The sequence below is a fragment of the Antarctobacter sp. genome, assembly GCF_034670325.1.
Taxonomy (GTDB): domain Bacteria; phylum Pseudomonadota; class Alphaproteobacteria; order Rhodobacterales; family Rhodobacteraceae; genus Antarctobacter.
This window is the reverse complement of the sequence record NZ_JAXMNR010000002.1, coordinates 414,619-440,569: the sequence shown is the minus strand read 5'-3', so window position 1 is coordinate 440,569 and position 25,951 is coordinate 414,619. Positions and strand designations below refer to the sequence as shown.

Genomic DNA, 25,951 nt, shown 5'->3' with positions numbered 1-25,951 from the left:
GCCGATTTTTCGTCGAAAAATCGTTTCGCGTCATTACCAGCCCTTGCGGAAGGTCACGACCTTGGCCTCGGACGCCTTGGGGAAATAGGTCAGCCCGGCACGCCGCATGCAGTCAAACACCGCCTGAACGCCGCTTTGACCGATCCACTGCGGGTGCAATTCGATCACCGCCGCGCGCAGGCCAGACCAGTCGGCGGCGGGCAGCAGATGCGCCTCTGCGCCTTCGATGTCGCAGACCAGCACATCCGGCGTTTCGGCCTGCAACACCGGGTTGATGGCGTGCTGCATGACCTTGACCTCTTCGATCACCGTATCGGGGTCGGCGTCCCGGTCCATCGAGGAGCCGAGAAAGTTCTGCCGTACGTAGAACGGCACCGGATCGCCCAGTTCGGCGGCCAGCAACGCGTTGCGCAGGTCGACGTTGGTGACGCCGTTGGCGGCGTGCACAGAGCGGATGTAGGGGATCAGCGCCGGGTTTGCCTCATAGCTGACGACGCGCGCGACCTTTTTCTTCACCGACAGCAGCGTCGACATGTAGCCGATGCCGCCGCCCAGTTCCAGAACGCGGTCACCGGGGCGCACCACGCGCATGACGGCGTCGCATTCCTTGCGCTCATAGATGTCCTGTTTCAGCGCGCTGCGGATGCGCCCCCGCGTGATTTGCGGATTCTTGGGGATCTTGAGCCCGCGCGAATAAAGGAACGGGTCGCGCGGTGCGGGGTCTGAGCCGTCCATCGTCACGTCTCCATGTCCAGGGCCAGCGCATAGGCCACCCGTTCGGTTTCTGTCAGGTCCAACGCCAGCGCCTGCCGGTAGAGGTCGGCAAATTCGGGCATCCCGTGCAGTTCCGCCGCCTTGGCGCGGTGCCATTCCAGCGCCCGGTGGTGGGCGGCGCGCAAGGTGTCGTCGCGCAGCAGCCGGTCGTATTCGGCGCGCACGCGGGGGATGTTGCGTTTGATGGTGATGTCACGGTGGACGGACCAGTCCATGCGAATCCAGTAGTTCAGCCCGATGTTGCGGTCGACGTGCAGGGCGCGGCCCCTTTGGCGTTTGATCAGGAAACTCTCGGCAGAGCGCAGGGCGTAGTGGTTCAACTGGATCAGGTCATAGCCGATGGTGCGCTTGGAACTGCGCCAGCCGTTGCGGATGGCGGCCTCTGTCATGTCGCGGCCAGAGCCGTTGACCCATTTCACCTTGTCCTCAAACCCCTCGGCCAGCTTGTTTGGCCGGTGGCAGGAGATCTTTTCATAGGCACCGATATTGCGAAACAGGGTCTTGAAGCCCCAGACCGTGTGCGGCTTGGGGCAGTATTTCGGCGCGCAGGTGTCAAATTGTTCGATCACCAGACGGTCCTCAAAGCGGCGCACACCGTTGTGGCCGAACAGCCGCCATGTCATCGCGATATTGGTGGCGTCGGGGACGCGGTCAAAGACCTCTGCCAGCGTGCCGTTGCCGCAGCGGATGTTCACAAACTCATCGACGTCGATGTGGGCGATCCATTGGGCCTGCTGGATCACAGGTTCTTCCAGCGCGGCATCCAGCGCGTGTTGCTGGGGAGATTTGCCGGACCAGCCGTTGTTGTCGCGGTGCTGGAGCACACCCAGCTCTTGCAAGCGGTCGAGGATGTCTGTTGTGCCGTCGGAACAGCCGTTGGTGTAGATCAGGAAATTGTCGAAGCCCACGGCCCGGTGATAGGCGATCCATTCAAGGATATAGGGGCCTTCGTTCTTCATGCAGCCGACGATGACGTTGCCGGTGGACCCCTGCGGCAGCACGCGACGGGGGGCGGGGGCAAAGGCGGCGGCGAGTTCCTCTTCGTTGACGCGCCCCAGCTTATTGTGCGGCGCGTACGGCGAGCCCTGAAGGCGGACAAAGTTCTGCTTGGCCTGCGCGGGCAGGGCTTCCTCTGCGGCGTCCGTCAGGGCCGGGGCCTCTGGCGTCTCCAGGGGTTCACCCTTCAGGTGCGCCAGTTCGGCGGCGCGGGCTGCGCGTTCATCTTTGTCGCCCTGCGCAATGCGCCAGCGGAACGCCATGAGGTACTGCGTTGCGCGAAAGCCGCGTGTCGGGTCCGCCTCGACCCAGTCGCCGCAGATCGGGTCCGCCTCCATATCGTCGGGGTGCATCGCGGGATGTTCGGCGCAGAGTGCAGCGATGTCATTCTCAAACCGCATGGACAGGGCCGACAGCGACCCGGCAAGGATCGGGCCGCCGGGCACCTTGATCTCTCCCAACAGCTTGCGCCACAGCGGGCGCGGCAACAGCACGTCCTGCCGGTCCAGCAGGCGCAACACGGCGTCGTTGAATTGACGCGCGCGGGTCAGCCACGGGGCAGAGGGCAGGCGCGGTAGCTCCTCTGTCTCGGCGCGGCCGATCTGGGCGTCGATGCCGAAGGCGGCGCAAATCTCGTCCGTCGCATCCTCGGACCAGAGCGTATCGCGGTTCAGAGAGCGGAACTGGACGGAGCCAGCGCCGAAGACCGCCTCCCATTCCGATTGCAGGCGTTTGTAATCGAGCCAGAAATTTGCGCCCTGCACCTCTGGGAACATGCCGTCCAGCGGTGCGGTGTCGGGGCGGGTGTCCATCGCCGCCTCCCAGAAGTCATCCACCTCTGCAAGGGCCAGTTCAAGGTCCAGTCCCCGCGCGCGTCCGTCCAGCACCTGTGCGCCGTAGCGGGCAACCAGCGCGCGGGCGGGTTCGTCCAGCCATGCGACGATGCGGATGTCGTCGGACAGCGGCGTCAGCAGGGCGCGCAGGCGTTCCAGTTCAGAGCGGTCGCACAGCGAGGTCCCCAATTGGTGTGCAGAGAGGATCAGCACCTCCGGCGTGTCGCGCGCGACCTCTTGCGCCAGTTGGTGGGCCAGTTCATCCCGCAGCAACTGCTGTTTCTCTGGCAGCATCACACCGCGATTGAAGCGCAGCACGTCGGCGCGGTCCGGGTCGCTGACCGTCATGAACAGGCGGGTGTGGTTTTTGGCCCCCGGTGAACGGGCATAGAGCACGTTTTCATCCTTCAGCCGTCCGCGTTTGGCGTCCAGAACCCGTTGTATCCGGTCGGTCGACGGACCGTCCGGCCCGATATGTACATAGATCCGCATCACGCTGCCCCTCTGGCCGTTTCGGCCTTGTCGTTCGTACCGGACGGCCCCGTTTCGGGGTTCTCGTTCCGTCTGCCCCACCAGGGCAGGTCCATCTTGATATGTGCCGCCAGCCGGTTACGCGCGTCGTCCGCCCCCACCGGCAATTCCAGATAGCGCGGATCATCCCCGAAGAGGTCGCGCAGCATGGCGTAATGCCCCTCGATCCAGCGAATCCGCTGCGGGTCCGTCGCGCCGTAGCCCTCTGGCAGGCCGGGAATGTGGCCTGCGGGCAGGCGGTCCTCTCCCAGATTGTTCCAGCGCCGCATACTGTCCGAGGTCTCTGCCGCCGGTCGCCATGTGGCGACAAACAGCATGTCGGGACGCGCAAGGCGCATCGCCTTGATCATCGCATAGTCACACTGTGGCCAGAGCGTCGCCGACGGGTTGAGCGCGCTGATTTCAGTCAGCGCGTCGTACAGCCCGTCGAGATGCCGGAACGGATCGCCGGTCTCAAAATAGCCGTTGTACAGTTGCCGCGCGATATAGGTGCCGCCCTTGCCGGGGGTGGGGTCATGGATGCGCCGCACCTTGTGATCCGCCGCCCGCCATCCCGCCTGCGACAAGGCGTGATGCAGGGTGGTGGTGCCGGTCTTGGGCAGGCCGAGGTTGACCAGTTTCACATTCAGATCGCTCATAGCCCCAACGCCTCGATCAGGTCCGCCTCACCGGGGGGCAAGGCGGGGAGGGCGGCCAGATGGGCATACATCTGGGCATAGGCCGGCTGCTGCATCAGGGCGTCGCGCTTTTCGCGGTGCAGGCGGACGCAGTCGCCGTGCAGGCGTGCGATGTCCGGATCGGCCTTTAACGTCTCCAGCGCAGCGGTCAGTTGCGGCAAATAGCGGTGGATCGAACGATCCTCGAACGCGGCATCGTTGCGTTCGCGCCAATAGGTGTCGTCAAAGGCGCGCCCCTCGCGGTTGACGTCGCCCCGGTCGTTCTTGACCAGATAGCTGTCGAGAGACCGCAGAGCGTAGTGGTTGAGCGTGGCATAGGCGCGCGCACCCGCCGCCGGAAACTTGCGGATGCGGCGCGGGTTGGCGGCGGTCAGGAACTTGCCCGGCACCTTGCGGCCCGAGCCATCGGTCCAGTGCGGGTGTTTGTCCTCGGGCAGGGATTTGCGGAAAAACGGGCGGTGCGCACCGAAATACTGCAAGGGAAAGTCACCCCGGACGAGGGTTTTGACCTCAATCGCGGTCTGGGCGCACCACAGGTCCGGGTTGTGCGAGCGGGTGAACTGGGCGATCACCGGGCGGTCGACAAAATCGGCCACACCATCATTGGCAAAGAACTGGAAAGTGACAGAAATCACCTGCGGGTCGCCGCAGGCCGCGATCAGCGCCGGGATGGTATGGTCGCCCACGTGGATGTTTAGGAACTCATCGACATCGGCAATCCAGACCCAGTCGGCCTCTTGTACGACGGGCTGTTTGGCGGCGGCTTTCAACGCCTCCATCTGGTAATTGCGGCCCTCGGCGGGGTTGGGCAGATGCACCACGCGCCCGATTTCGGGGCGCGGATCGGCGGCCAACGCGTCCAGTAGGGTATCGGTGCCATCGGTGCAGTCGTTGGAATAGAACAGGAAATCGGTCACGCCGAGCAGGCGATGAAAGGCCATCCATTCCAGCAGGAACGGGCCCTCGTTCTTGACGCAGGTTACAGCGGTGATGCGCCGTTTGGCGCCCGCCTCAGTGATTTCCATGTCTGCTCGTCTGCCTGATGGCCGGGTTTCGTCCCGACTTTTATACCCCGAATCATGACATTGTGTGGACACCCCGTCAATCCGTGCTGGCGTCAAGGGGTGGCAGGCGTGACTTCCGTCCTATTGACGGGTGTGCCTGCGCTTGGGAAAGGAGGTGCAGGAGGACTGCCATGACCATTCCCGCATCCATTGATGAGGTACAAGAAACCCTTGGCCGGACCGGCTATGTCTGTGGCCGCGCGCTGGCCACGGTGGTGTTCCTTGCACTGCGCCTTGGCCGACCGCTGTTTCTTGAAGGAGAGGCAGGCGTCGGCAAGACAGAGATCGCCAAGGCGCTGGCCGCCTCGCTGAACCGGCGGCTGATCCGGCTGCAATGTTACGAGGGGCTGGACGCGTCGTCAGCCGTTTATGAATGGAACTTTCCGGCCCAGATGATCGCCATCCGCACCGCCGAGGCGCAGGGTAGCGCGGATCGGGATATTCTGAACCGCGAACTCTTTGGCCCGGATTTCCTGATCGAGCGCCCGCTGTTGCAGGCCATGCGCCCGGATGAGAACGGCGCGCCGATCCTGCTGATCGACGAGTTGGACCGCACCGATGAACCGTTCGAGGCGTTCCTTTTGGAGGCGTTGAGCGATTTTCAGGTCACGATCCCCGAGATAGGCACCATCAAGGCGCCAGAACCACCCATCGTGATCCTGACCTCGAACCGCACGCGCGAGGTGCATGACGCGCTCAAGCGGCGCTGCCTGTATCACTGGGTCGATTACCCCGGCTTTGACCGAGAGGTGGAGATCCTGAACGCCCGTGAACCACATGTGTCCGAGATCCTGAGCCGTCAGATCGTCGCCTTTGTGCAGGAGTTGCGGACCGAGGATATCTTCAAGAAGCCCGGTGTGGCGGAAACCATCGACTGGGCGAAATGCCTGCTGGCGCTGGACGTGGTGGACCTGAGCCCGGAGGTGATCAGCGACACGCTGGGCGCAATCCTGAAGTATCAGGACGACATCCAGAAAATTCAGGGGTCGGAGGCCAAGCGCATTCTGGATGAGGCCAAGGCCGCCATCGAGGCGGCTTGAGCAATGATCGGGCGCAGCGTTTCGTTTGAACCGGGGAAAGGGGCGCTGCCCCGTCACAGCATAGCTGTGACTCCCCGGAGGTATTTGGACCAAGAAGAAGCTGCAGGTCGGTGCAAGACGGCACCGGTGCTGTCGGTGCGACCCCCCCACAGGGTCCGGCATGCCTGAATACGTCCCCATCACGATTCCCGACAATCCGCGCCTTGCGCAGAACATCATCCATTTCGCACGCGCGCTGCGCCGGGCCGGGCTGCCGGTGGGGCCGGGCCGCGTGATCGACGCCATTCGCGCGGTCGAGGCGGCGGGCTTTACCCAGCGGATGGATTTCTACTGGACGCTGCACGCCTGTTTCGTCAACCGGCCAGAGCATCGCCTTGTCTTTGCGCAGATCTTTCGCCTGTACTGGCGTGACCCTCGGTTCCTTGAGCACATGATGTCGATGATGCTGCCCGCCATCCGGGGGGTGCAGGAGGATCGCTCTGCCGTGGCCGCCGAAAAGCGCGCGGCGCAGGCCCTGTTGGGGGACCAGATGCCCGAGGTGCCGGAGCAGGAAGAGGAAGAAGAGGGCACGCAGATCGAGATGGACGCGTCGCTGACCATGTCCGCCGAGGAAAAGCTGCGGTCGCTCGACTTTGAGCAGATGTCGACAGAGGAGATCGCGCAGGCCAAGCGGATGTTGTCGCGGCTGACCTTGCCGGTGAAACCGATCGAGTCGCGCCGTCGCATGGCCTCGCACCTGGGGCGGCATTTCGATGCCCGCCGCACGATCCGGGATGCCCTGCGCAAGGGGGGAGAAATCCATTCGCTGGCCAAGGCCAAGCCTCGGCTGCGCTGGCCCAATCTGGTGGTGCTGTGCGACATCTCCGGTTCCATGAGCCAGTACAGCCGCATGGTGCTGCATTTCCTGCATGCGGTGGCGAATGAAAAGGGGCAGGGCTGGGCCAAGGTGCATGCCTTTACCTTTGGCACCCGGCTGACCAATATCTCGCGCCATCTGGCGACGCGCGACGTGGACGCGGCGCTGAAGGCGGCGGGGGCAGAGGCGCAGGATTGGGAGGGCGGCACCCAGATCGGCACTTGCCTGCACGCCTTTAATCGCGACTGGTCGCGCCGGGTCATGGGGCAGGGCGCGGTGGTGCTGCTGATCACCGACGGGCTGGACCGGGACGGCGCGGGGGCGCTGGAGAAAGAGATGGAGCGGCTGCATCTGTCGGCGCGCCGCCTGATCTGGCTGAACCCGCTGTTGCGCTGGAACGGGTTTGCGCCCAAGGCGACCGGCATCCGCGCGATGCTGCCGCATGTGGACAGCTTTCGTGCCGGTCATTCCATTGCCTCGCTGGAGGATCTGGCCGTGGCGATTTCCCGCCCCGACGATCTGGGCGAAAAGGCGCGACTGATGCAGATGCTCTGAGGGGGCGTCTCTCGGCGGGTCTCCGCCGGAGTTTTCGAAGTCGTGCAACGCATTCCGTGTCCAAGCGTTATCTTTACCAGGCCCCTCGTGGGCGCATGGTAAGGAGACCAGAATGACCCCTATCCGCAATGCCACCGCTCTGGCGAGCGTGCTGACGCTTGTGATCGGCACCGCCGCCGGGGCCCAATCCGGTGCGCAACTCGACGACCCGGAAAAACTGAAGATGATGAAGCAGCTCTGTGCCATTCCGGGCGCGGCCCCGAAAGGTGTCGACTGTGACCGCGTCGAGGAGGCTTTGAAAGCCCTCGATGCAGCCGGTCCGACCGCGACGGATGACAAGCCAGAGACGCAGGCCAAGCCCAAGGATGCTCTGGGCGACTTGCTGAAAAAACCGGAAAAGGCGCAGAAGGCCGATAAGCCAAAAAAGGACACCGCGAAGGATAACAAGCCCAAGGAACAGGCTGAAACGCCGGTGCCTCCGGCTGCGGAGACGCCGTTGATACCGGCCCCCGAGACGCCGAAGGATCAAGCCGAAACGCCAGTGCCGCCCGCGGCGGAAACCCCGCCCAAGGCGCAGGCAGAAACGCCAGTGGCTCCCGTCCCGCGAACCCCGCCCAAAGCACGGGCCGATGCCGCACCCGACCCGGAGCCGGAAGCCAAAAAACCTGACCCGCTGGCCCAGATCGAAGCGTTGCGCCGTCAGCTTGGCACGCCACCCGCTGCCGCCGCAGTGAACCCGCCCGACGCGGGTGAGGTGGTCGAGGAAACGGTGGAGCGTGACGACGTGCGCCGGTCCAGCGAGGATTTTCAGACCGACGTCTCTGGCAAGGCCAAGAATAAGGACAAGGCCAAGAAGGACGATGGCGGACTTGATCCGCTGGCCAAGATCGCAATCATCGGGCTGGGCGCTGTGGCGCTGTCCGAGATCCTCGATAAGGACGACCGCGTGGTGTCCAACTCGGGCGACCGGGTGGTGGTCGAGCAGGATGGCCAGTTCCGGGTCATTCGCAACGACGATGTGCTGCTGCGCCGTCCGGGGGCCGAGGTCGAGACGCGCCGCTTTGACGATGGCTCGACCCGGACGCGCCTGACCTATGAGGACGGATCGGTGGTTGAAACCATCCGCGCCGCCGATGGCCGGGTGCTGCGCCGGGTACGCCGCTTGCCGGACGGTACAAACGTTGTGTTGTTCGATGACACGCAGGCCAGCCCGGACGTGGAGATCAGCGAATTGCCTAGCGCGCAGGACCGCAACCGGGTCGATTATCGCGACATCGAGACGGATGCCTTGGCCCGTGCGCTGGCGGCGAATGGCGCGTCTGGCGTGAACCGCAGCTTTTCGTTGGCACAGGTGCGCAACATCGACGCCGTGCGCCACCTAGTGCCAGAGATCACCGTCGACACGATCCGGTTTGAGACGAACTCTGCCGCGATCCGCGTCGAGGAGGCCGAAGAACTTGCCGCCTTGGGTAATGCGATGCGCAATGCCATTGATCGTAACCCGGCAGAAGTGTTCCTGATCGAGGGGCACACGGACGCGGTGGGCAGCTATGCCTACAACCTTGCCTTGTCGGACCGCCGCGCGGAATCGGTGGCGCTTGCCCTGACCGAATATTTCGACGTGCCGCCCGAGAACATGGTGCTGCAAGGCTATGGGGAAGGCGATCTGCTGGTGGCCACGGACGAGGCCGAACGCGCCAACCGTCGCGCCGCCGTGCGCCGCATCACGCCGCTGCTGACGGCCCGGTAAACGCTGGCGACCCGCCCGGCGAAACGATGCTAAAACGCACTGCAAACGCCCCCGGTGGACCCCCGCCGAGGGCGTTTTGCGTTTGTGGTCGGGAATACCTCCGTTGCCCGAAAGCGGCGAATGGCGTTTCATGACGCAGCGTCAAGGCGTGTGCCGGGATTACCCACGGCCCTGTCCGTTCTGCCGGACATGTGTCCGCGTCTGGCGTTCAAGGAATTCAAGACGTCCGTCCAAACCCTTTGGGAAAGGAATTGCCGATGAAACGCCTCCTCTTCGCCACGGCCGCGTTCAGCGTGCTGGCGGCGTCCTTCTCCGCGCCTGCAAGCGCCCAGAATTTCGACCTCAAGCAATTGTGCAAGCCGGCGCTGGGCATCAAATGCCCCGATGCCTTCAAAGGAACGGTAAAACGGGTGCCCGCCAAGCGGACTCCGCCCAAGGTCATCGTTCAACAGCCAAAGAAAAAAGTCTTTGTTCCGCAGGTCATAGTGACCCAGCCACAGAAAAAGACAAAGCGCCCGGTGCAGGTGGTTGTGCCCAAGCAGGTCGCCCCGCAGACCCGGGTGCCCAAGGTCAAGGTGCCGAACGTCCAGATCGTCACGCCCAAGGGCAAGACGCCCACGTTCCGCGTGCCGAACGTCAAGGTTGCTCCGACTGTGCGGGTGCCTGATGTCCAGATTGCCGTGCCGCCGAAGGTGCGTCAGCCCGCCATCAAAGTGAACCCCAATGGCCGGGTGGTGGTCAAACCCGGGGCCGTGAACATCGACGATCTGCGTAAGCAACTGGCCGGAGAGCTTGCTGGTCGCAAAGGCAAAACCATCAAGATCGCGCCACGTCCCGGTCAGGTTGTCCGCATCCCGACGGGTCACATCGACCTTGGGTCCAGTCAGCGCCAGTCGGACATAGTGGCCCTGCGCGACGTGGCCAAGGTGGCCGCCGCCGTGGGACTTGCCACCGGTGCGGTCAAGGTGCTGGACCGCAAACTGACGGACCGGGACATCCGCAAATCCTCGGAGGATTTCGGCAGGGTTCTGGGGCAGGTCGGGATCAAAACCGGCACGCTGGACTATCGCCGCGTCGACATGGGCAAGGTGCTGACCACCGGCGACCGCGTTGTGACCAACAGCGGCGACCGCATGGTGGTTGAAAACAACGGTGTCATGCGCGTCTTGCGCAACGATGACGTTTTGCTCAACCGCCCCGGCACCAATGTGCAGGTCTATCAGTTCAAGGACGGGTCGACACGCAATGTCATGGCCTATGAGGACGGCAGTCAGGTCGAGACTCTGCGCGCGCCGGATGGCCGCGTGTTGCGCCGGTCGACCATCGCCGCTGATGGCACCGAGGTGGTGCTGTTCGACGACACCAAGCAGACCGATCAGGTGCTGGTCAACCAGTTGCCGGATGCCCCGGCGACCAGCGTCGTCGCCTATCAGAGCAACAGCGACATGAGCGGCGCGCTTGGCGGCGAAACCAGTGTCGAGGCGGGGCGTCATTTCTCGCTGGCGCAGGTTCGCGACATCGACGCGGTGCGCAAGATGGCCCCGGGGATCAATATCGATACGATCCACTTTGCCTCGAACTCTGCCGCGATCCGTCCCGAAGAGGCCGAGGAACTGGCCGCGCTGGGCTATGCCATGCTGGAGGCGATTGCCGTCGACCCGCGCGAGGTGTTCCTGATCGAAGGGCATACAGACGCGCGCGGGCCTGAGGCGCACAACCTGTCGCTGTCCGACCGGCGCGCGGAATCGGTGGCGCTGGCGCTGATCGAGTATTTCGGCGTCCCGCCAGAGAATATCGTGCTGCAAGGCTATGGTGAAAGCGACCTGCTGATCGTGACCGACGCCGCCGAACAGGCCAACCGCCGCGCCGCCGTGCGCCGCATCACGCCGCTGCTGACCGATCTCTAGACAGTGTCAGGCAAGATAAGATCCCCCCGGTGCCTTCGGTGTCGGGGGTTTTCGTTTGGCCCCGTCCGGGTCAGTCGATCAGCACGCCCTCGGTCACATAGACCGCACGATAGGTCTCGGGGCTGTCGTCGATGTGCAGCTTGCCGCGCAGGGTGATCCTTGTGGCCTCGGGGATGTCCGGCATGGCGCGCTTCATCTTGACCTCCAAAGAGGGGCCATAGCCGTTTTCGCCGCAAAACGGGCAGTCTGCCGGGTCCGGGACCAAGAGAAAGCTGGAGACATAGGCCTGTGCTTCGACCGGGACGTAATAACCGGTGATCTCAAAGCTGTCGGCCATGGCGCGCAGGTCGTCCGGGATGGTCTTGGCCACCGACCAACTGGTTTCGGTCTCTGTCTCCTGGTATTCGATCGACTGGATCAAATCCCAGGGATTGGCGAGGGCCGGAGCGGCCAGAGTCAGCAGGGCAATCAGGGGCAGGGCGCGCATGGGACCTCCGGTGCGGATGGCTGTACAATAGGGCCGCCGGCGTCCGCGCGCCAGCCGATTGCGGCGGGTCGGCAGGTCACCGCCTTTGTCGCGGGGGTCAGATGCGCCGGGCCAGAAAACGCCCGCCACCCAATGCGCCGGTGGCGTAGCGGCTGACGAAAAAATCATAGGCGCTGTCCCATTTCTGGAAATGGGCGGGGCCAAAGCGGTCGATGGTCTGGTCCTTGAGGCTGCGGTACATGGCCAGCCGGTCAATCAGGATGTCGCGCCACTCTGCGCCCAGATCGTCGACGCTGAGCACATCGAACCCGGCATCGGCCAGCATCGCGCGATAGTTGTCGGCGCTGGCGAGGTCGCGAAAGGTCATCTCTGCGGCCAGACGGACCAGCGCGTCAGGCGTCGTCAGCGGCGTCGACAAAATATCGGTAAAGGCCAGCCGCCCGCCGGGTTTCAGCACGCGGGCGATTTCGACCAAAAGGCGCGGTTTGTCGGGGATGTGGCAAAAGGCCTCTTGGCTGAGGGCGACATCGAAACCGGCATCGGGAAACGGCATGTCCAGCGCGTTGCCCGCCAGAAAGGTGACCTTGTCGCCCAGCCCGCACATTTCCGACAGCCGCCTGGCACCCTCGATCCGGCTGACGGTGAGGTCGATGCCGGTGACATGACACCCGACGTGATGCGCATAATAGCGCGACGGCCCGCCAAGGCCGCAGCAGACATCCAGCACTTCGGTCTCGGCCGACAGGCCCGCGCGTTGAGCCAGTTTGTCGTTGGCGTCGGTGCCGCCATAGTGATCCTGATCGTGGGCCTGAAGGATGTCCTGGGTCACGCTGTCCGGCGAAACGCCCTGTGCGGCCAGCTTGTCGAGGATTTGTTTTTCGGAGATCGGATGCGTCTGATAAAACGCGGTGACGGCGTCAAGGGGGGATGGATCGGACATGGCAGGGACTCCGCGCTGGGGCGATGGGCCATTGTAGCACGGAATGGGGTTGCCGGGGTGGGGTCGTGAAGGTGGGCGGCTGTCCTTGCTACGCAAGAACGCCTTGCCCACCGTAACTTTCGCAATGGGACGCGGGAGGGGTGGGCGTCCGGAATGGATGGGTGTGGGCGGCTGTCCTTGCTGCGCAAGAACGCCTTGCCCACCGTAACTTTCGCGATGGGACGCGAAAGTTACACCATCATTTCCTTGGTCGCTGACAGGGTGACGTCCGGGTAGTCCCGTGCAATCCGGTCAATGTCCCATTGCAGGCGCGTCAGATAGACGACGTCGCCGTCGTTGTCGTAGCTGATGTGCTGCTTGTTGGCGTTGATGAACTTCTCAACCGCGTCCTTGGCCCCGTGCACCCAGCGGGCCGAGGTGAACTGCGACGCATCAAAGCGCACCGGCAGGCCGTATTCCAGCTCGATCCGGCTCCCCAGCACCTCGAATTGCAGGGCGCCCACAACCCCGACGATAAAGCCAGAGCCGATCATGGGTTTGAACACCTTGGCGGCGCCTTCTTCGGCGAATTGCATCAGGGCCTTCTCAAGGTGCTTGGCCTTCATCGGGTCGCCCGCGCGCACGGTTTGCAACAGTTCCGGCGCAAAGGACGGAATGCCCGCAACCTTGAGCATTTCGCCCTCTGTCAGCGTGTCGCCGATGCGCAGTTGTCCGTGGTTGGGGATGCCGATGATGTCCCCGGCCCAGGCCTCGTCCGCCAGTTCGCGGTCGGAGGCAAGGAACAGCACCGGGTTGGTGATCGCCATCGGCTTTTTCGTGCGCACATGGGTCAGTTTCATCCCGCGGGTGAAATGCCCCGAGGCCATGCGGACAAAGGCCACGCGGTCGCGGTGCTTGGGGTCCATGTTGGCCTGCACCTTGAATACGAATCCTGCGACCTTGGTTTCCTCCGGCGCAATCGCGCGCGGGCTGGCCTTTTGGATCTGCGGTTCGGGGCCATAGGTGCCGATGCCGTCCATCAGTTCCTTGACGCCAAAAGAGTTGATCGCAGAGCCGAACCAGATTGGCGTCATGTGCCCCTCCAGCACCGACTGAGGGTCCAGCTTGGGCAGCAGTTCGCGCGCCATCTCGACCTCTTCGCGCAGCTGTTCCAGCAAGGCGGGGGGAATGTGATCCTCCATCCGGGGATCGTCCAGCCCCTCCAGTCGGATCGTCTCGGCCACCTTGTTGCGGTCGGCGCGGTCCATCAGTTCCAGCCGGTCGTTCAGCAGATCGTAGCAGCCAAGGAAGTCGCGGCCCATGCCGATGGGCCAGCTTGCCGGTGTCACGTCGATGGCAAGGTTTTCCTGAATCTCGTCAATGATCTCAAAGGTGTCGCGCGCCTCTCTGTCCATCTTGTTGCAGAAGGTCAGGATCGGCAGATCGCGCAGGCGGCACACCTCGAACAGCTTGCGGGTCTGGCTTTCCACGCCTTTCGCGCCGTCGATCACCATCACGGCCGCATCCACGGCAGTTAGCGTGCGGTAGGTGTCCTCGGAGAAGTCCGAATGGCCGGGCGTGTCCACCAGATTGAAGCGAAACTTGCCAAAATCAAACGACATGGCCGAGGCCGAGACAGAGATGCCCCGGTCCTTTTCCATCTGCATGAAATCCGACCGCGTGCGCCGTGCCTCACCCTTGGCGCGGACCTGTCCGGCCATCTGGATCGCCCCACCATAAAGCAGGAACTTTTCCGTAAGCGTCGTCTTGCCTGCGTCCGGGTGCGAGATGATCGCAAAGGTCCGACGGCGGGCGATTTCAGGAGGCAAGGGGGGGCGATTGGTGTCCAACATGGGCGCGATATAGGCGAGGCGCGGGGCAAGGGCAATCGCGCTGCTGCTGCGCGTGTCCGTATCACAATGCCGAGAGGCTGTTGCGGTGTCTTGAAACCGATACAGGCCTGTGGCATTGTGAACATATAGAGAACATTTGGGAGGGTGTCATGACTTTGAAAGAGATTGCTGACGAACTGGTCGCCGGTTGCCGTGAGGGGCGCGAGGTCGAGAACCTCGACAAGATCTATGCCGCCGACGCGGTTTCGGTAGAGGCGATGCCGATGCAGGGCATGGACAGCGCCGAAACCCACGGGATTGACGGGATCAAGGGCAAACATGCCTGGTGGACGTCCACCTTCGACGTTTTGGATGGCAAGGTCAGCGGCCCGTTCCTGCACGGCGACAGCAGCTTTGCCGTGATTTTTGAGATGAAAGCCAAGCATCGCGAAAGCGGCGAGATCAGCGATATGCATGAGGTTGGCATCTATACCGTCGGCGGCGGCAAGATCGTTCGAGAGGCGTTTTATTACACGATGTGATCTGGCATGTCGGATCAGCAGGCCTCGCGGGTTGTCCCGTTCAGCCGCCCGACGACTTGCGCAGCACATCCGCCGCATCGGGGCGTGCCAGCAGGTGCTCCTCGACCTCCAGCGCGCGGGGGTCGCTGCGGCGGTGGCCCGGCAGCAGGTCCGACAGTTCCAGATCCTTGGGCAGGGCAGCGCGGGTGCGGGTGTCGACCAGCATGGATTCCGCTGCAATCCCCTCGGCATAGATGATCTGATGCGTGTCAAACAGCATCTGGTAGTAGTCGACAAAGCCCCCCTTGCGCCGCGCCACGGTATCGCCGTTCACAAGGTGCCGCGCGCGCACCAGCAGTTCAGACCGACCCGCGCCCAGATGGTCGCGGCGTTGATAGATGAACAGCCTATGATCGGGAGAGACCAGCAGATCGCGGGTATTGTTCAGCACGCCTTCGCGGATGCAGATCGGCGCAAAAGCCCCCACCGCGCGCGCCGTCTGGTGGCCAAGCCAGCGGATCGGCTGTGGGCCGTCGTCGCGGGTCAGGATGCGGTCGCCGACGCGCAGCGCCTCAACCGCGCGCTGTGCGCCATCGGCAAGGGTGATCATGGTCCCGGCGGTGAAGGACACGCAGGCGACCTGCGCATAGCGCGGCAGCGCGGCCTCGATATCGACGCCGACCAACACATAATCGGCGCGCGGGTTCATCGGGGCCAGCGGCAGCAGGTAGACCTCGGCGGCATTGCCGTCCGCGTCCACCTCGACCAGCACCAGCGCCTCTGTCGTCTGGCCGTCGCCGGACATGAAGGTCACGCAGCAATCCAGATGCAGATCGTTTTCCGGGCTGCCCATCGCGCTGCCAGATGCGACGCGGAACGGCGGTTTCGCCCCGGTCACCACGCCCAACGGTTTCAACGCGGCCAGAGGCGACAGGCGATAGACATCGTCATGGACAAGTTCGTCTGCAAAACCAATGGCATCGCCCATGTTGGCACCGTTCACCACCCGCAGCATATCTGCGCGGTAAACCTGCAGGCTTTGCGTAGCGCGGGCGGGATCAGTCTGGGGCATGGATCTTTCGCAACTGGGATGGGTGTCTGGATAGCCGCGGTTGACCATTGTATGCCAGCACAATGTGACTTCAAATAGTCGTATCTCCGACGTTTTGTCGGCAAAGGGAAAACAATACCAAAGGGAGCGGAACATGGATCTGGGTATTCGTGGCAAGCGGGCGCTGGTCTGCGCGTCAAGCAAGGGTTTGGGGCGCGGCTGCGCCGAGGCGCTGGCAGAGGCGGGCGTCGATCTGGTGATGAACGCGCGCGGCAGCGACGCGCTGGAGGCGGCGGCGCAGGAGTTGCGGGACAAGTATCAGGTCGCGATCACGACGGTGGCGGCGGACATCGTGTCCGAAGAGGGCCGCGCGCGGGTGCTGGACGCGGCGGGCGACGTCGATATCCTTGTGACCAATGCGGGCGGTCCGCCTCCGGGCATTTGGTCCGACTGGGGACGTGAGGATTTCATCAAGGCGCTGGACGCCAATATGCTGACGCCGATCGCGTTGATGACGGCGCTGATGCCGCTGATGATCGACAAGGGCTGGGGCCGCGTGGTCAATATCACATCTGTGTCGGTCAAGGCTCCTGTGGGTGTGCTGGGCTTGTCGAACTCGGCCCGCACCGGCCTGACCGGCTATGTCGCGGGCACCTCGCGGCAGGTGGCCCCCAAGGGCGTGATCGTCAACAATCTGCTGCCCGGCATTCATGCCACCGACCGCGCTGATGCGCTGGACGGGGCGGTGGTCAAGGCCAAGGGGATCACATTGGATGAGGCGCGAATTGAGCGTTTCAGCACCATTCCCGCCGGACGCTACGGCACGCCGGAGGAGTTCGGCAAGATGTGCGCGTTCCTGTGTTCGCAGCATTCGGGCTTCATCGTCGGTCAGAACATCCTGCTGGATGGCGGCGCCAGCAACATGACGATGTAAGCGGATGGCGCGCGGTCCCGACGGGCAGGGCGGCGGCGCGGGGTTTTCCCTTGCCGACCAGCTGTTTAACGCAAGTACCTTGCGCGATCTCGCGCAGGACTACGCGGCGGTGCCCGGCTTCGATACCGCGCGCTTTCATGCAGACGCCTTTGCGAGGCTGGAGGGGCGCGGGCTGCTCCAGCGGCTCGACTGGATCGCGGACTGTGTGGCGGCGCAATTGCCCGTGGATTTTCCGGCAATGGCAGAGGCATTGGAGGCGGCATTGCCCGATCCGCTGGACCCTTCGCTGAAGGACGATGACTTCGGGCGGTTTATCCACGCGGTGCCGGGCATTCTGGCGGTGCGGCACGGGTTGGAGGAGCACCGGGACCGCGCGCTGGACCTGATCTATGAGGCCACGAAACGGTTCTCGATGGAGTTCTACATCCGGCCCTTCCTGAATCGCTGGCCGGATCAAACGCTGGCGCGGCTGGACGACTGGGTGCGCGACGACAACTATCATGTGCGGCGGTTGGTGAGTGAAGGGACGCGCCCGCGCCTGCCTTGGGCGGCGAACATCACGCTGGACCCGGCGGTGCCGCTGCGCTTTCTGGATGTGCTGCACAGTGACCCGACGCGCTATGTTACACGGTCGGTGGCCAACCATATGAACGATCTGTCAAAGGTGATGCCGGACAGGGTGGTGGACCGGCTGCGCGATTGGCAAAGGCAGGAGCGGCAAGACCCGCGAGAACTGGATTGGATCACGCGCCACGCTCTGCGCACCGCAGTCAAACGCGGGGAGCCGGGGGCGCTGGACCTGTTGGGCTACCGCCCCGGCCATGTCACCGCGCGGATAGAGGCGCTGCCAAAGGCGCTGCGGATTGGCGAGGCGCTGGAGTTCGCCGTGGTGCTGGAGGGCGATGAGGCGTTGCCAGTGCTGGTGGATTACCGGCTGCGCTTTGTACGGCCCAAGGGGACGGCGGAAAAGGTGTTCAAGCTGAAGACCGGTAAGGTGGTTCCGGGCAACCCCCTGCGGCTGACCAAACGCCATGTATTAAAGGGCAATGCCACCACCTATACGCTGCATCCGGGGCGGCACGGGGTGATCGTGCAGGTCAACGGACAGGACGTGGCAGAGGCCGCGTTCGACCTGTTGCCCGCGCAGGGCTGAGGCGTCACGCCTGATCCCAGCGCGCCTCTAGCGCCTCCAGCGCCTTGATCCGCTCAACCGTCTTCGGGTGCGACATCAGCCAGGCAGGCACAGCACCAGAGCGGCTGTTGGTCAGGTCTTCCAGCTTGCCGAACAGGGTCTTTTGCGGACCCACGCCAATCCCGGCCTTGACCAGCAGGGCGGCTGCATAGGCGTCCGCCTCATATTCGTCCGACCGCGACAGACGCGCCGCCAGCAGTGAGGCCAGCCCGTTAGCAATCATGACCCCGACGCCGGGCAGAAAGCGGCTGAGCACCATGGCTAGGGCCGTCCGCAGCGCGTTCTGGCCGGAGAAATCAATCATCCGCCGCCGCGAATGTCCCAACGCGACGTGGCCCAGCTCATGTGCGATCACGCTGGCCATTTCCTCGGCGGAAACTTCACCCTGTTGGTATTTGCGATAAAATCCACGGGTGATGAAGATGCGCCCGTCAGGGGCCGCCAGCCCGTTGATCGGGTCAATCTCATAGATGTTCACGCGGATGCGCGAAAGTCCCAACGCCTCTGCCATGCGGTCGGTCAGCCGTTTGAGACGGGGATCGGCCAGTTCGGTCGACTTGTGATCCAGTTCCTTTGCCGTCCGCCATGAGGAGAAACGGTAGTAAACAAGGCCATAAGCGATGGCGAGCAGGATCGGGGTGAGTTTGAACATGACAGGAATATGGGGCGGCACCGCCCGCAAGGAAAGGCGCGCGGTGCCGAGTTTGTCCGATTATCGCGGCGTCAGCCGAAAAGCGATTCCAATGCGCCCTCGGACTGCGCCTTCAATTCGGCAAGCGGGGCCTCAGAGCGGCCAAAGCGCACCGTATCGCCGGAGAAACGGCCTACGGACGTGACATGCACGCCGGCCTGACCGGCGGCGATCATCAGCGCCTCGGCAGAGTCGAAGTTGCAGGAAATCAGATAGCGGCCCTGATCCTCACCGAAAAGGGTTGCGGTGTCGTCGCTGTCGATCTGGACGCCCACGCCAGAGGCGGCGGCCATCTCGAAGGCCGCCAGCGCCAGCCCGCCATCAGACAGGTCGGTGCAGCAGCGGATCCAGGCTCGGTTGTTGCGGATAAACTCTCCGGCTGCCTTTTCTGCGGCCAGATCGACCGATGGCGCGTCACCGTCTTCGCGGTTGAATACCTCATACAGCAGGGCGGACTGGCCCAAGTGGCCCTTTGTTTCGCCCACCAGCAGCGCCACGTGGCCGTCACGGGCGTAGTCGAGGATCGGCTCTTCATCCGCCGCGATCAGACCCACGGCACCGATGGTCGGCGTGGGCAGGATGCCCTGACCGTCGGTTTCATTGTACAGTGACACGTTTCCCGACACGATCGGCATGTCCAGCGCGATGCAGGCTTGACCGATGCCGTCTAGCGCGCCAACGAACTGGCCCATGATCTCGGGTTTTTCGGGGTTGCCAAAGTTCAGGTTGTCGGTGGTGGCCAGAGGCAGCGCGCCCACTGCGCAGAGGTTGCGATAGGCCTCGGCCACCGCCTGTTTGCCGCCCTCGACCGGGTTGGCGCGCACGTAACGGGGGGTCACGTCGCTGGTAAAGGCCAGTTTCTTGTCGGTGCCATGGACACGGATCACGCCCGCGCCGAAACCGGGCACGCGCATGGTGTCGGCCATGACCTGACTGTCGTATTGCTCATAGACCCATGCGCGCGAACAGTAGTTGGCGCTTTGCACCAGTGCGCGCAGCGCGTCGATGGGATCAATCTGCGGCACGTCCTCCAGCGGCATGGCTTCTTCGGTCGGTTGCCACGGGCGGTCGTACTCGGGGGCAGAGGAGGACAGCTTGGACAGCGGCAGGTCCGCCATGCAGGTGCCGTTGTGCATGATGAGAAAGCGGTCTTCGGCGATGGTTTCCCCGACGATGGCGAAATCGAGGTCCCATTTGTCAAAGACGGCCTTGGCCTCCGTCTCTTTCGACGGGTCCAGCACCATCAACATGCGTTCCTGCGATTCCGACAGCATCATCTCATAGGCGGTCATGTTGGTTTCGCGCTGCGGCACGTTCTCAAGGTCGAGGCGAATGCCAAGGCCGCCCTTGTCGCCCATTTCCACCGCCGAACAGGTCAGGCCTGCGGCCCCCATGTCCTGAATGGAAATCACCGCGCCGGTCATCATCAGTTCCAGCGTCGCTTCCATCAGGCGTTTTTCGGTAAAGGGGTCCCCGACCTGAACGGTGGGGCGCTTTTCCTCGATGCTCTCGTCAAATTCGGCGCTGGCCATGGTTGCGCCGCCGACGCCGTCGCGGCCCGTCTTGGCCCCCAGATAGACCACCGGGCGGCCGACGCCGCTGGCTGCGGAGTAGAAAATCTTGTCCGTATCCGCGAGGCCCGCCGCAAAGGCGTTCACAAGGCAGTTGCCGTTGTAAGCGGGGTGAAAGCGGACTTCGCCGCCCACGGTCGGCACGCCAAAGGCGTTTCCGTAGCCGCCGACGCCCTCAACCACGCCATGCACCAGTTGGCGGGTCTTGGGGTGTTCCTTTTCACCGAAAGACAGCGAGTTCATCGCCGCGATGGGCCGTGCGCCCATGGTAAAGACATCGCGCAGAATGCCGCCGACGCCTGTCGCCGCGCCCTGATAGGGTTCGATGTAGGAGGGGTGGTTGTGGCTTTCCATCTTGAAGACCACCGCCTGACCGTCGCCAATGTCCACGACGCCCGCGTTCTCACCGGGGCCGCAGATGACCTGCGGGCCGGTGGTGGGCAGCTTGCGCAGGTGCAGCTTGGACGACTTGTAGGAACAATGTTCGTTCCACATGGCCGAGAAGATGCCCAGCTCGGTAAAGCTGGGCTCCCGGTTCAGGATGCGGAGGATCTGGGCGTATTCATCGGGCTTGATCCCGTGTGCCTCGATCAATTCCTCGGTGATGGCCGGTTCCTGCATCCTCAATCCCCCGTCTGCGTTGTCGAGGGGTCTTTACGCCAAGGGCCGGTACAGGAAAAGGGGGCGGATTCCGTCAGCGCAGAGGTTCCGAGCGTCAGCTGTGGTCCGGATGATCCTGCGCGTCGCACGGGTGTCATGCCGCGAGTGCACAATAATCCATCGTGGATCACCGGATTCGCGTTGCGCGGCTGGTGGTAAATACATCGTATTGTCGTACTGCTTGTGTAAGACTCTCGGCAAAGGTGTGGGGAAGTCAACTTTCTGCCCGTGTCGCACGGGGCTTGAGCAAGCGGGAAAGACCCTCAGCGCAAAGCGAAGCCATATGTCAGAGGTTCACGGGCGATCCAAACCCTGCGAACGTCGATGGGTTCACCGGATACATGGTGGCATTGCCGCAAACGGCGCTACAGGATGTGGTGGCTGATAGGCGGCTTGTTGGATGGCCAAAAAAAAGGCCGAGCTCAAAGCTCGGCCGAAGTCCAACAGGGAGGTATGAAAGATGATCCGCAATTGGGCGTTTCATCGTCCATGTGCCAAATATGTCATCAGAACTGACTCGATCAAGCCATTTCACGCCGCATGTGCAGCATTCCCGATATGCGTGATGCGCATACCACAGTCCGGATTGGTCGATCGGAGGGGTGTTCAGTCGTCAGCCATGGCGCGGATCTGGCGCCGGTGGGCCATGATTTCCTCTTGTACGAAATCTCTGAAGGTGGCTACACGCTTGGATTGTCTCAGTTCTTCGGGATAGGCAAGGAACACTGGAACCTCAACCGACTCCACTTCCGGCAGCACACGTTTCACGTGCGGGAAGTCCTCGATGATGTAGTCAGGCAGCACGCCAATCCCGAGGTTGGAGAGCACGGCCTGCAACACACCGAAATAATTGTTCACGGTCAGCGTGGCGGGCGGCTCAAAGCTCAGCAGATGCTGAACCAGCGCCTTGCCCGCCGAGACCTGTGCCGAATTTGGATTCTGACAGATCAGCCGGTGCCCCTGAATGTCCTCAAGCTGATGCGGTTCCCCATGCGCGTCGAGATAATCCGGTGACGCGTAAAGACGCATCCGAATGCTCATCAGGCGCTTGCGGATCAGGTCGGCCTGACTGGGTTCCTTCATGCGGATGGCCACATCGGCCTCGCGCATGGGCAGGTCAAGCACGCGCTCTTCGAGCATCAGGTCGATGTTCAGCTCGGGGAACTTGGCATAGAGTTTCGACAGGCGCGGGGCCAGCCAGAGCGCGCCGAAGCCGTGGGTGGTGGTCACCCGCAGTTCACCGAACACCTCTTCCTCGCTGTCGCGAATGCGTGCGGTCGCCGCGTCGATCCGTTTGATCATCGAGGTGGTGGCGTCGAACAGCAGTTCGCCCTGTTCAGTCAGGATCAGCCCCCGCGCATGGCGGTGAAAGAGCGTGGTGTTCAGTGATTCTTCGAGCGCACGGATCTGACGTGACACCGCCGACTGCGACAGGTGAAGTGCGTCGCCGGCATGTGTCAGGCTGCCTGCATCGGCAACAGCGTGAAATATTCTGAGCTTATCCCAGTCCATGGTGCCTAGTTCGTTTCCTCGGGAACTCATTATACGACAAGATCATATTGTTAAGCGTCTTATGGGGCAGACGGGGCAAAACTACAAAGATTTGTCTGTTCAGGTCAGCATTTGTGACCTATATTTGCACGCAAATCGACCTATCTTTGCGTTGGGAGGCGCGCCATGAGCCAGCATCAGATTTCCCTGAACGATCGTTTCGATCTGGAAAAGCCAACGGTTCTTCTGAACGGGACACAGGCTTTGGTCCGTCTGATGTTGACGCAAAAGGCGCGCGACCGGGCAGCGGGACTGAATACGGCCGGGTATGTCACCGGTTATCGCGGGTCGCCGCTGGGGGCGGTCGATCAACAGATGCGTCGCGCGGAAAAGCTGTTGCGCGGCTCTGACGTCACCTTTCAGGAAGGGTTGAACGAGGATCTGGCCGCCACCGCGATCTGGGGCAGCCAGCAGGCGGAACTGCGTGGCGAGGGCAAGTTCGACGGCGTTTTTGGCCTGTGGTACGGCAAGGGTCCGGGGATCGACCGCTCTGGCGACGCGATGCGTCACGCCAACATGGCGGGCACCTCAGCCAATGGTGGCGTGCTGATGGCCATGGGCGACGACCACACCGGCGAATCCTCGACCGTGCTGCACCAGTCCGAATGGGCGCTGGTGGATGCCTATATGCCGGTCGTCTCTCCGGCGGGGGTGCAGGAAATCCTCGACTATGGGCTTTATGGGTATGCGCTGTCGCGCTTTTCCGGCCTTTGGGTCGGGCTCAAGACGATGAAGGACACGATCGAGGCGACAGCGGTTGTCGATGGACGCCCCGACCGCGTGCAACTGGTCCTGCCAGAGTTCGACATGCCTGAGGGCGGGTTGAACATCCGTCTGGGCGATACGCCCCACGCGCAAGAGACGCGCATGATCGACTACAAACGCTTTGCGGCAGAGGCGTTCAGCCATGCCAACAAGATGGACAAGCGCATGTGGGGCAAACCCGGCGCCAAGATCGGCTTTGTCGCGGCGGGCAAGAACTGGCTGGATCTGCAACATGCGCTGGCGCTGCTGGGTGTCGATGAGGCCGAGGCAGAGCGCCTTGGCATTACAACCTACAAGATCGGCCAGACCTTCCCGTTGGACATGCGGGGCTTTCACGACTGGGCCGACGGGCTGGACCTGATCGTTATCGTCGAGGAAAAGCGCAAGCTGATCGAGATTCAGGTCAAAGAGGCGCTGTTCGACGACAACCGGTATCGGGTCTATGGCTGGTACAAAGGCGGGGCAGGCGGGTTGCACCGCGAGGAACTGTTCCCGACACGCGGCGCGCTGGACCCCACTTGGATCGCCCGCAAGCTGGGCGAGATTCTGGTCGAGGAAGGGCGTGGCACCGACCGGATCAAGGCTGGGCTGGCGCAGATCGCCGAGGCGGCGCGCGCCGACAACCTGCCGGAGATCGCGGCGCGCCTGCCGTATTTCTGCGCTGGCTGTCCGCACAACTCGTCCACCAAAGTGCCAGAGGGCAGCCGCGCCTATGCGGGCATCGGCTGTCACTACATGGTGCAATGGATGGATCGCGAAACCACCGGCTTTACCCATATGGGGGCCGAGGGTGCGAACTGGATCGGCGAGGCGCCGTTTTCCAAGCGGGCTCATGTGTTCCAGAACCTTGGCGACGGCACTTATAACCATTCAGGTGTTCAGGCGATCCGCGCCGCGCTTGCCGCTGGCACCAACATCACCTACAAGATCCTGTTCAACGACGCCGTCGCCATGACCGGCGGTCAGCCCAACGAGGGCGGCCTGACCCCGCAACGCATCGCCGCCGAGGTCAAGGCTATGGGGGTCGAGGCGCTGGCCGTGGTTTATGACGAAAAGGAAGACGTGAATCTTGCTGCCTTGCCGTCCGGGGTCGAGACCTTTGAGCGCGCCGAACTGGACGCGGTGCAAAAGCGCATGTCCAAGGTCGAAGGCGTGTCGGCCATCATCTATGTGCAGACCTGCGCGGCTGAGAAACGCCGCCGCCGCAAGCGCGGCAGCTTCCCCGATCCGGATCAGCGCGTGTTCATCAACACCGATGTCTGCGAAGGCTGCGGCGATTGCGGGGTGCAGTCCAACTGCGTCGCCATCGTCCCCGAGGAAACCGAACTGGGCCGCAAACGCGCCATCGATCAAAGCGCCTGCAACAAGGATTTCTCTTGCCTCAAGGGGTTTTGCCCGTCGTTCGTAACCTTGAAAGGTGCGCAGGTCAAAAAGGCTCCGACGGCGTCTCTGGAGCTGCCGGACCTGCCCGCGCCGGTTCTGCCTGCCATCGACGGCACCCATAACATCGTCATCACCGGCGTCGGCGGTACTGGCGTTGTCACCATCGGCGCGGTGCTGGCGCAGGCGGCGCAGATCGACGGCAAGGGGGCTGCCATGATGGAAATGGCGGGCCTCGCGCAAAAGGGTGGCGCGGTGCACATCCACTTGCGAGTTGCGGACAAACCTGAAGATATCTCTGCCGTGCGCGTCGCGACCGGAGAGGCACATGCGCTGATCGGCGGCGATCTGGTGGTTTCTGCCGGGGCCAAGACACTGGGTCTGACCAGCACGGGTCGCACCGGCGGGGTTGTGAATAGCCATGAGATCATCACCGGCGACTTCACCCGAAATACCGAATTTACCTTGCCAACCTATCAGTTACGGCTGGCTCTTGAAGCGCGACTTCAGGACAGGGTGGCGTTTTTCGATGCTTCGGATTTGGCGCGGGTGACGCTGGGCGACTCTATCTTTTCCAACATGATGATCCTTGGCGCGGCGTGGCAACAGGGGCTGATTCCGCTGTCGCATGAGGCGATCAGCCAGGCCGTCGGTCTAAATGGCGCGGCGGTGGACCGGAACTTGCGCGCCTTCGAGATTGGTCGTTGGGCGGTGACCCACCCCGAGGACGCCAAGGCAGTGCTGGCACCCAAGGTCGTCACCCTGCCGCAGACACTGGAAGAACGGATTGCCTTCCGCGCCGATCATCTGGTGGCCTATCAGGGCAAGGGGTTGGCCAAACGCTATCGCAAGATGGTGGACGGGATTTCGGACACCCGGCTGCAAGAGGCCGTGGCCAAGAGCTATCATAAGCTGCTGGCCTACAAGGACGAATATGAGGTGGCGCGCCTGCTTCTGGACACCCGCGACAAGGCGGCAAACACCTTTGAGGGCGATTTCGAGATGTCCTTTCACCTTGCACCGCCAATCCTGTCGAAGACCGGCAGCGATGGCCGCCCGGTCAAGAAACGCCTTGGCGAGGGGATGCTGCGCTGGTTCCGCCTGCTGGCCCGGATGAAGCGTCTGCGCGGTACGCCGTTCGACCCATTTGGCCGAACCGAGGAACGCCGCATGGAACGCGCGCTGATCGCGCAGTATGAGGCCGACATGGGTGAATGGCTGCCCAAGGCGCGCCCCGAGACGATGGAGGCATTGCTGGCACTCGCCGAATTGCCGCTGCAAATTCGCGGGTTCGGCCCGGTCAAGGCCGCGAATGAGGCCAAGGCCGCCAAACGGCGCGAGGAGCTGCTGTCCGTTCTTCGTCAGGGCGGTGCGCCCTTGAAGGAGGCCGCCGAATAAGCCAGACCGCGCCCTG

At 63.2% G+C, this 25,951-nt stretch carries 19 protein-coding genes; 8 read left to right on the top strand and 11 right to left on the bottom strand.

Annotation, left to right across the window (positions count from 1 at the left end):
• Nucleotides 1-33: 33 nt before the first annotated feature.
• The 4 genes from VOI21_RS07245 to VOI21_RS07230 are packed head-to-tail and all read right to left on the bottom strand — an operon-like array spanning nucleotide 34 to nucleotide 4,836.
• On the bottom strand, nucleotides 34-735 hold the full coding sequence (locus tag VOI21_RS07245; protein ID WP_323769120.1) for an FkbM family methyltransferase: 702 nt from the start codon (nucleotides 733-735) through the stop codon (nucleotides 34-36).
• A gap of 2 nt (nucleotides 736-737) precedes the next feature.
• Nucleotides 738-3,095 (bottom strand): glycosyltransferase family 2 protein, encoded by a 2,358-nt coding sequence (locus VOI21_RS07240; protein WP_323769119.1) that lies wholly within the window; start codon nucleotides 3,093-3,095, stop codon nucleotides 738-740.
• Nucleotides 3,095-3,772, bottom strand: coding sequence for a hypothetical protein (locus VOI21_RS07235; RefSeq protein WP_323769118.1), 678 nt, complete (start codon nucleotides 3,770-3,772; stop codon nucleotides 3,095-3,097). Before VOI21_RS07235 ends, VOI21_RS07240 begins: the two co-directional genes overlap by 1 nt.
• On the bottom strand, nucleotides 3,769-4,836 hold the full coding sequence (locus tag VOI21_RS07230) for a glycosyltransferase family 2 protein (protein WP_323769117.1): 1,068 nt from the start codon (nucleotides 4,834-4,836) through the stop codon (nucleotides 3,769-3,771). The genes VOI21_RS07235 and VOI21_RS07230 overlap by 4 nt, the downstream gene beginning before the upstream one ends.
• Before the next feature lie 170 nt (nucleotides 4,837-5,006).
• Between VOI21_RS07230 and VOI21_RS07225 the strand changes: the two genes are divergently transcribed.
• From VOI21_RS07225 to VOI21_RS07210, 4 genes are all read left to right on the top strand, one after another.
• Nucleotides 5,007-5,915 carry a MoxR family ATPase gene (locus VOI21_RS07225; protein ID WP_323769116.1) on the top strand — a complete coding sequence of 303 codons (909 nt, stop codon included), beginning with the start codon at nucleotides 5,007-5,009 and terminating at the stop codon, nucleotides 5,913-5,915.
• A 160-nt stretch (nucleotides 5,916-6,075) separates the two neighbouring features.
• A complete protein-coding gene (locus tag VOI21_RS07220) occupies nucleotides 6,076-7,326 on the top strand; it encodes a VWA domain-containing protein (RefSeq protein WP_323769115.1) in 1,251 nt (416 codons plus the stop codon).
• Between the two features lie 112 nt (nucleotides 7,327-7,438).
• Nucleotides 7,439-9,076, top strand: coding sequence for an OmpA family protein (locus VOI21_RS07215; RefSeq protein ID WP_323769114.1), 1,638 nt, complete (start codon nucleotides 7,439-7,441; stop codon nucleotides 9,074-9,076).
• Nucleotides 9,077-9,333: 257 nt separating this feature from the next.
• A complete protein-coding gene (locus VOI21_RS07210; protein ID WP_323769113.1) occupies nucleotides 9,334-10,983 on the top strand; it encodes an OmpA family protein in 1,650 nt (549 codons plus the stop codon).
• A gap of 70 nt (nucleotides 10,984-11,053) precedes the next feature.
• Here the strand turns inward: VOI21_RS07210 and VOI21_RS07205 are convergent, their stop codons facing one another.
• The 3 genes from VOI21_RS07205 to VOI21_RS07195 form a co-directional block, all read right to left on the bottom strand.
• A complete protein-coding gene (locus VOI21_RS07205) occupies nucleotides 11,054-11,470 on the bottom strand; it encodes a hypothetical protein (protein WP_323769112.1) in 417 nt (138 codons plus the stop codon).
• Nucleotides 11,471-11,567: 97 nt separating this feature from the next.
• Entirely contained in the window at nucleotides 11,568-12,410 is an 843-nt protein-coding gene (locus VOI21_RS07200; RefSeq protein WP_323769111.1) for a class I SAM-dependent methyltransferase, read from the bottom strand.
• Between the two features lie 230 nt (nucleotides 12,411-12,640).
• Complete coding sequence (locus VOI21_RS07195; RefSeq protein ID WP_323769110.1) at nucleotides 12,641-14,242, bottom strand: peptide chain release factor 3; 1,602 nt, start codon at nucleotides 14,240-14,242, stop codon at nucleotides 12,641-12,643.
• 149 nt (nucleotides 14,243-14,391) lie between these two features.
• On the opposite strand from VOI21_RS07195, the gene VOI21_RS07190 reads away from it, so the two are divergent.
• On the top strand, nucleotides 14,392-14,763 hold the full coding sequence (locus VOI21_RS07190) for a SnoaL-like domain-containing protein (protein WP_323769109.1): 372 nt from the start codon (nucleotides 14,392-14,394) through the stop codon (nucleotides 14,761-14,763).
• Between the two features lie 40 nt (nucleotides 14,764-14,803).
• Here VOI21_RS07190 and VOI21_RS07185 read toward each other — a convergent pair whose 3' ends face one another.
• Nucleotides 14,804-15,814 (bottom strand): Hint domain-containing protein, encoded by a 1,011-nt coding sequence (locus VOI21_RS07185; RefSeq protein ID WP_323769108.1) that lies wholly within the window; start codon nucleotides 15,812-15,814, stop codon nucleotides 14,804-14,806.
• A gap of 133 nt (nucleotides 15,815-15,947) precedes the next feature.
• Between VOI21_RS07185 and VOI21_RS07180 the strand changes: the two genes are divergently transcribed.
• Both VOI21_RS07180 and VOI21_RS07175 read left to right on the top strand, forming a co-directional pair.
• Nucleotides 15,948-16,727: an SDR family oxidoreductase gene (locus tag VOI21_RS07180; RefSeq protein WP_323769107.1), complete on the top strand. Its 780-nt coding sequence runs from the start codon at nucleotides 15,948-15,950 to the stop codon at nucleotides 16,725-16,727.
• Between the two features lie 4 nt (nucleotides 16,728-16,731).
• Nucleotides 16,732-17,880: a hypothetical protein gene (locus VOI21_RS07175; RefSeq protein WP_323769106.1), complete on the top strand. Its 1,149-nt coding sequence runs from the start codon at nucleotides 16,732-16,734 to the stop codon at nucleotides 17,878-17,880.
• A gap of 4 nt (nucleotides 17,881-17,884) precedes the next feature.
• Here VOI21_RS07175 and VOI21_RS07170 read toward each other — a convergent pair whose 3' ends face one another.
• From VOI21_RS07170 to VOI21_RS07160, 3 genes are all read right to left on the bottom strand, one after another.
• A complete protein-coding gene (locus VOI21_RS07170) occupies nucleotides 17,885-18,571 on the bottom strand; it encodes a M48 family metalloprotease (protein ID WP_323769105.1) in 687 nt (228 codons plus the stop codon).
• Nucleotides 18,572-18,642: 71 nt separating this feature from the next.
• On the bottom strand, nucleotides 18,643-20,802 hold the full coding sequence (purL, locus tag VOI21_RS07165; protein WP_323769104.1) for a phosphoribosylformylglycinamidine synthase subunit PurL: 2,160 nt from the start codon (nucleotides 20,800-20,802) through the stop codon (nucleotides 18,643-18,645).
• Between the two features lie 645 nt (nucleotides 20,803-21,447).
• A complete protein-coding gene (locus VOI21_RS07160) occupies nucleotides 21,448-22,353 on the bottom strand; it encodes a LysR family transcriptional regulator (protein ID WP_323769103.1) in 906 nt (301 codons plus the stop codon).
• A gap of 165 nt (nucleotides 22,354-22,518) precedes the next feature.
• Between VOI21_RS07160 and VOI21_RS07155 the strand changes: the two genes are divergently transcribed.
• Nucleotides 22,519-25,935, top strand: a complete 3,417-nt coding sequence (locus VOI21_RS07155; RefSeq protein ID WP_323769102.1) for an indolepyruvate ferredoxin oxidoreductase family protein — start codon at nucleotides 22,519-22,521, stop codon at nucleotides 25,933-25,935.
• Nucleotides 25,936-25,951: the final 16 nt, after the last annotated feature.

Coding starts and splice junctions, on each gene's coding strand:
- VOI21_RS07245 (WP_323769120.1), bottom strand. CDS start 735: ATGGACGGCTCAGACCCCGCACCGCGCGACCCGTTCCTTTATTCGCGC.
- VOI21_RS07210 (WP_323769113.1), top strand. CDS start 9,334: ATGAAACGCCTCCTCTTCGCCACGGCCGCGTTCAGCGTGCTGGCGGCG.
- VOI21_RS07190 (WP_323769109.1), top strand. CDS start 14,392: ATGACTTTGAAAGAGATTGCTGACGAACTGGTCGCCGGTTGCCGTGAG.
- purL (WP_323769104.1), bottom strand. CDS start 20,802: ATGCAGGAACCGGCCATCACCGAGGAATTGATCGAGGCACACGGGATC.
- VOI21_RS07235 (WP_323769118.1), bottom strand. CDS start 3,772: ATGAGCGATCTGAATGTGAAACTGGTCAACCTCGGCCTGCCCAAGACC.
- VOI21_RS07195 (WP_323769110.1), bottom strand. CDS start 14,242: ATGTTGGACACCAATCGCCCCCCCTTGCCTCCTGAAATCGCCCGCCGT.
- VOI21_RS07205 (WP_323769112.1), bottom strand. CDS start 11,470: ATGCGCGCCCTGCCCCTGATTGCCCTGCTGACTCTGGCCGCTCCGGCC.
- VOI21_RS07230 (WP_323769117.1), bottom strand. CDS start 4,836: ATGGAAATCACTGAGGCGGGCGCCAAACGGCGCATCACCGCTGTAACC.
- VOI21_RS07175 (WP_323769106.1), top strand. CDS start 16,732: ATGGCGCGCGGTCCCGACGGGCAGGGCGGCGGCGCGGGGTTTTCCCTT.
- VOI21_RS07240 (WP_323769119.1), bottom strand. CDS start 3,095: ATGCGGATCTATGTACATATCGGGCCGGACGGTCCGTCGACCGACCGG.
- VOI21_RS07180 (WP_323769107.1), top strand. CDS start 15,948: ATGGATCTGGGTATTCGTGGCAAGCGGGCGCTGGTCTGCGCGTCAAGC.
- VOI21_RS07200 (WP_323769111.1), bottom strand. CDS start 12,410: ATGTCCGATCCATCCCCCCTTGACGCCGTCACCGCGTTTTATCAGACG.
- VOI21_RS07170 (WP_323769105.1), bottom strand. CDS start 18,571: ATGTTCAAACTCACCCCGATCCTGCTCGCCATCGCTTATGGCCTTGTT.
- VOI21_RS07220 (WP_323769115.1), top strand. CDS start 6,076: ATGCCTGAATACGTCCCCATCACGATTCCCGACAATCCGCGCCTTGCG.
- VOI21_RS07155 (WP_323769102.1), top strand. CDS start 22,519: ATGAGCCAGCATCAGATTTCCCTGAACGATCGTTTCGATCTGGAAAAG.
- VOI21_RS07185 (WP_323769108.1), bottom strand. CDS start 15,814: ATGCCCCAGACTGATCCCGCCCGCGCTACGCAAAGCCTGCAGGTTTAC.
- VOI21_RS07215 (WP_323769114.1), top strand. CDS start 7,439: ATGACCCCTATCCGCAATGCCACCGCTCTGGCGAGCGTGCTGACGCTT.
- VOI21_RS07160 (WP_323769103.1), bottom strand. CDS start 22,353: ATGGACTGGGATAAGCTCAGAATATTTCACGCTGTTGCCGATGCAGGC.
- VOI21_RS07225 (WP_323769116.1), top strand. CDS start 5,007: ATGACCATTCCCGCATCCATTGATGAGGTACAAGAAACCCTTGGCCGG.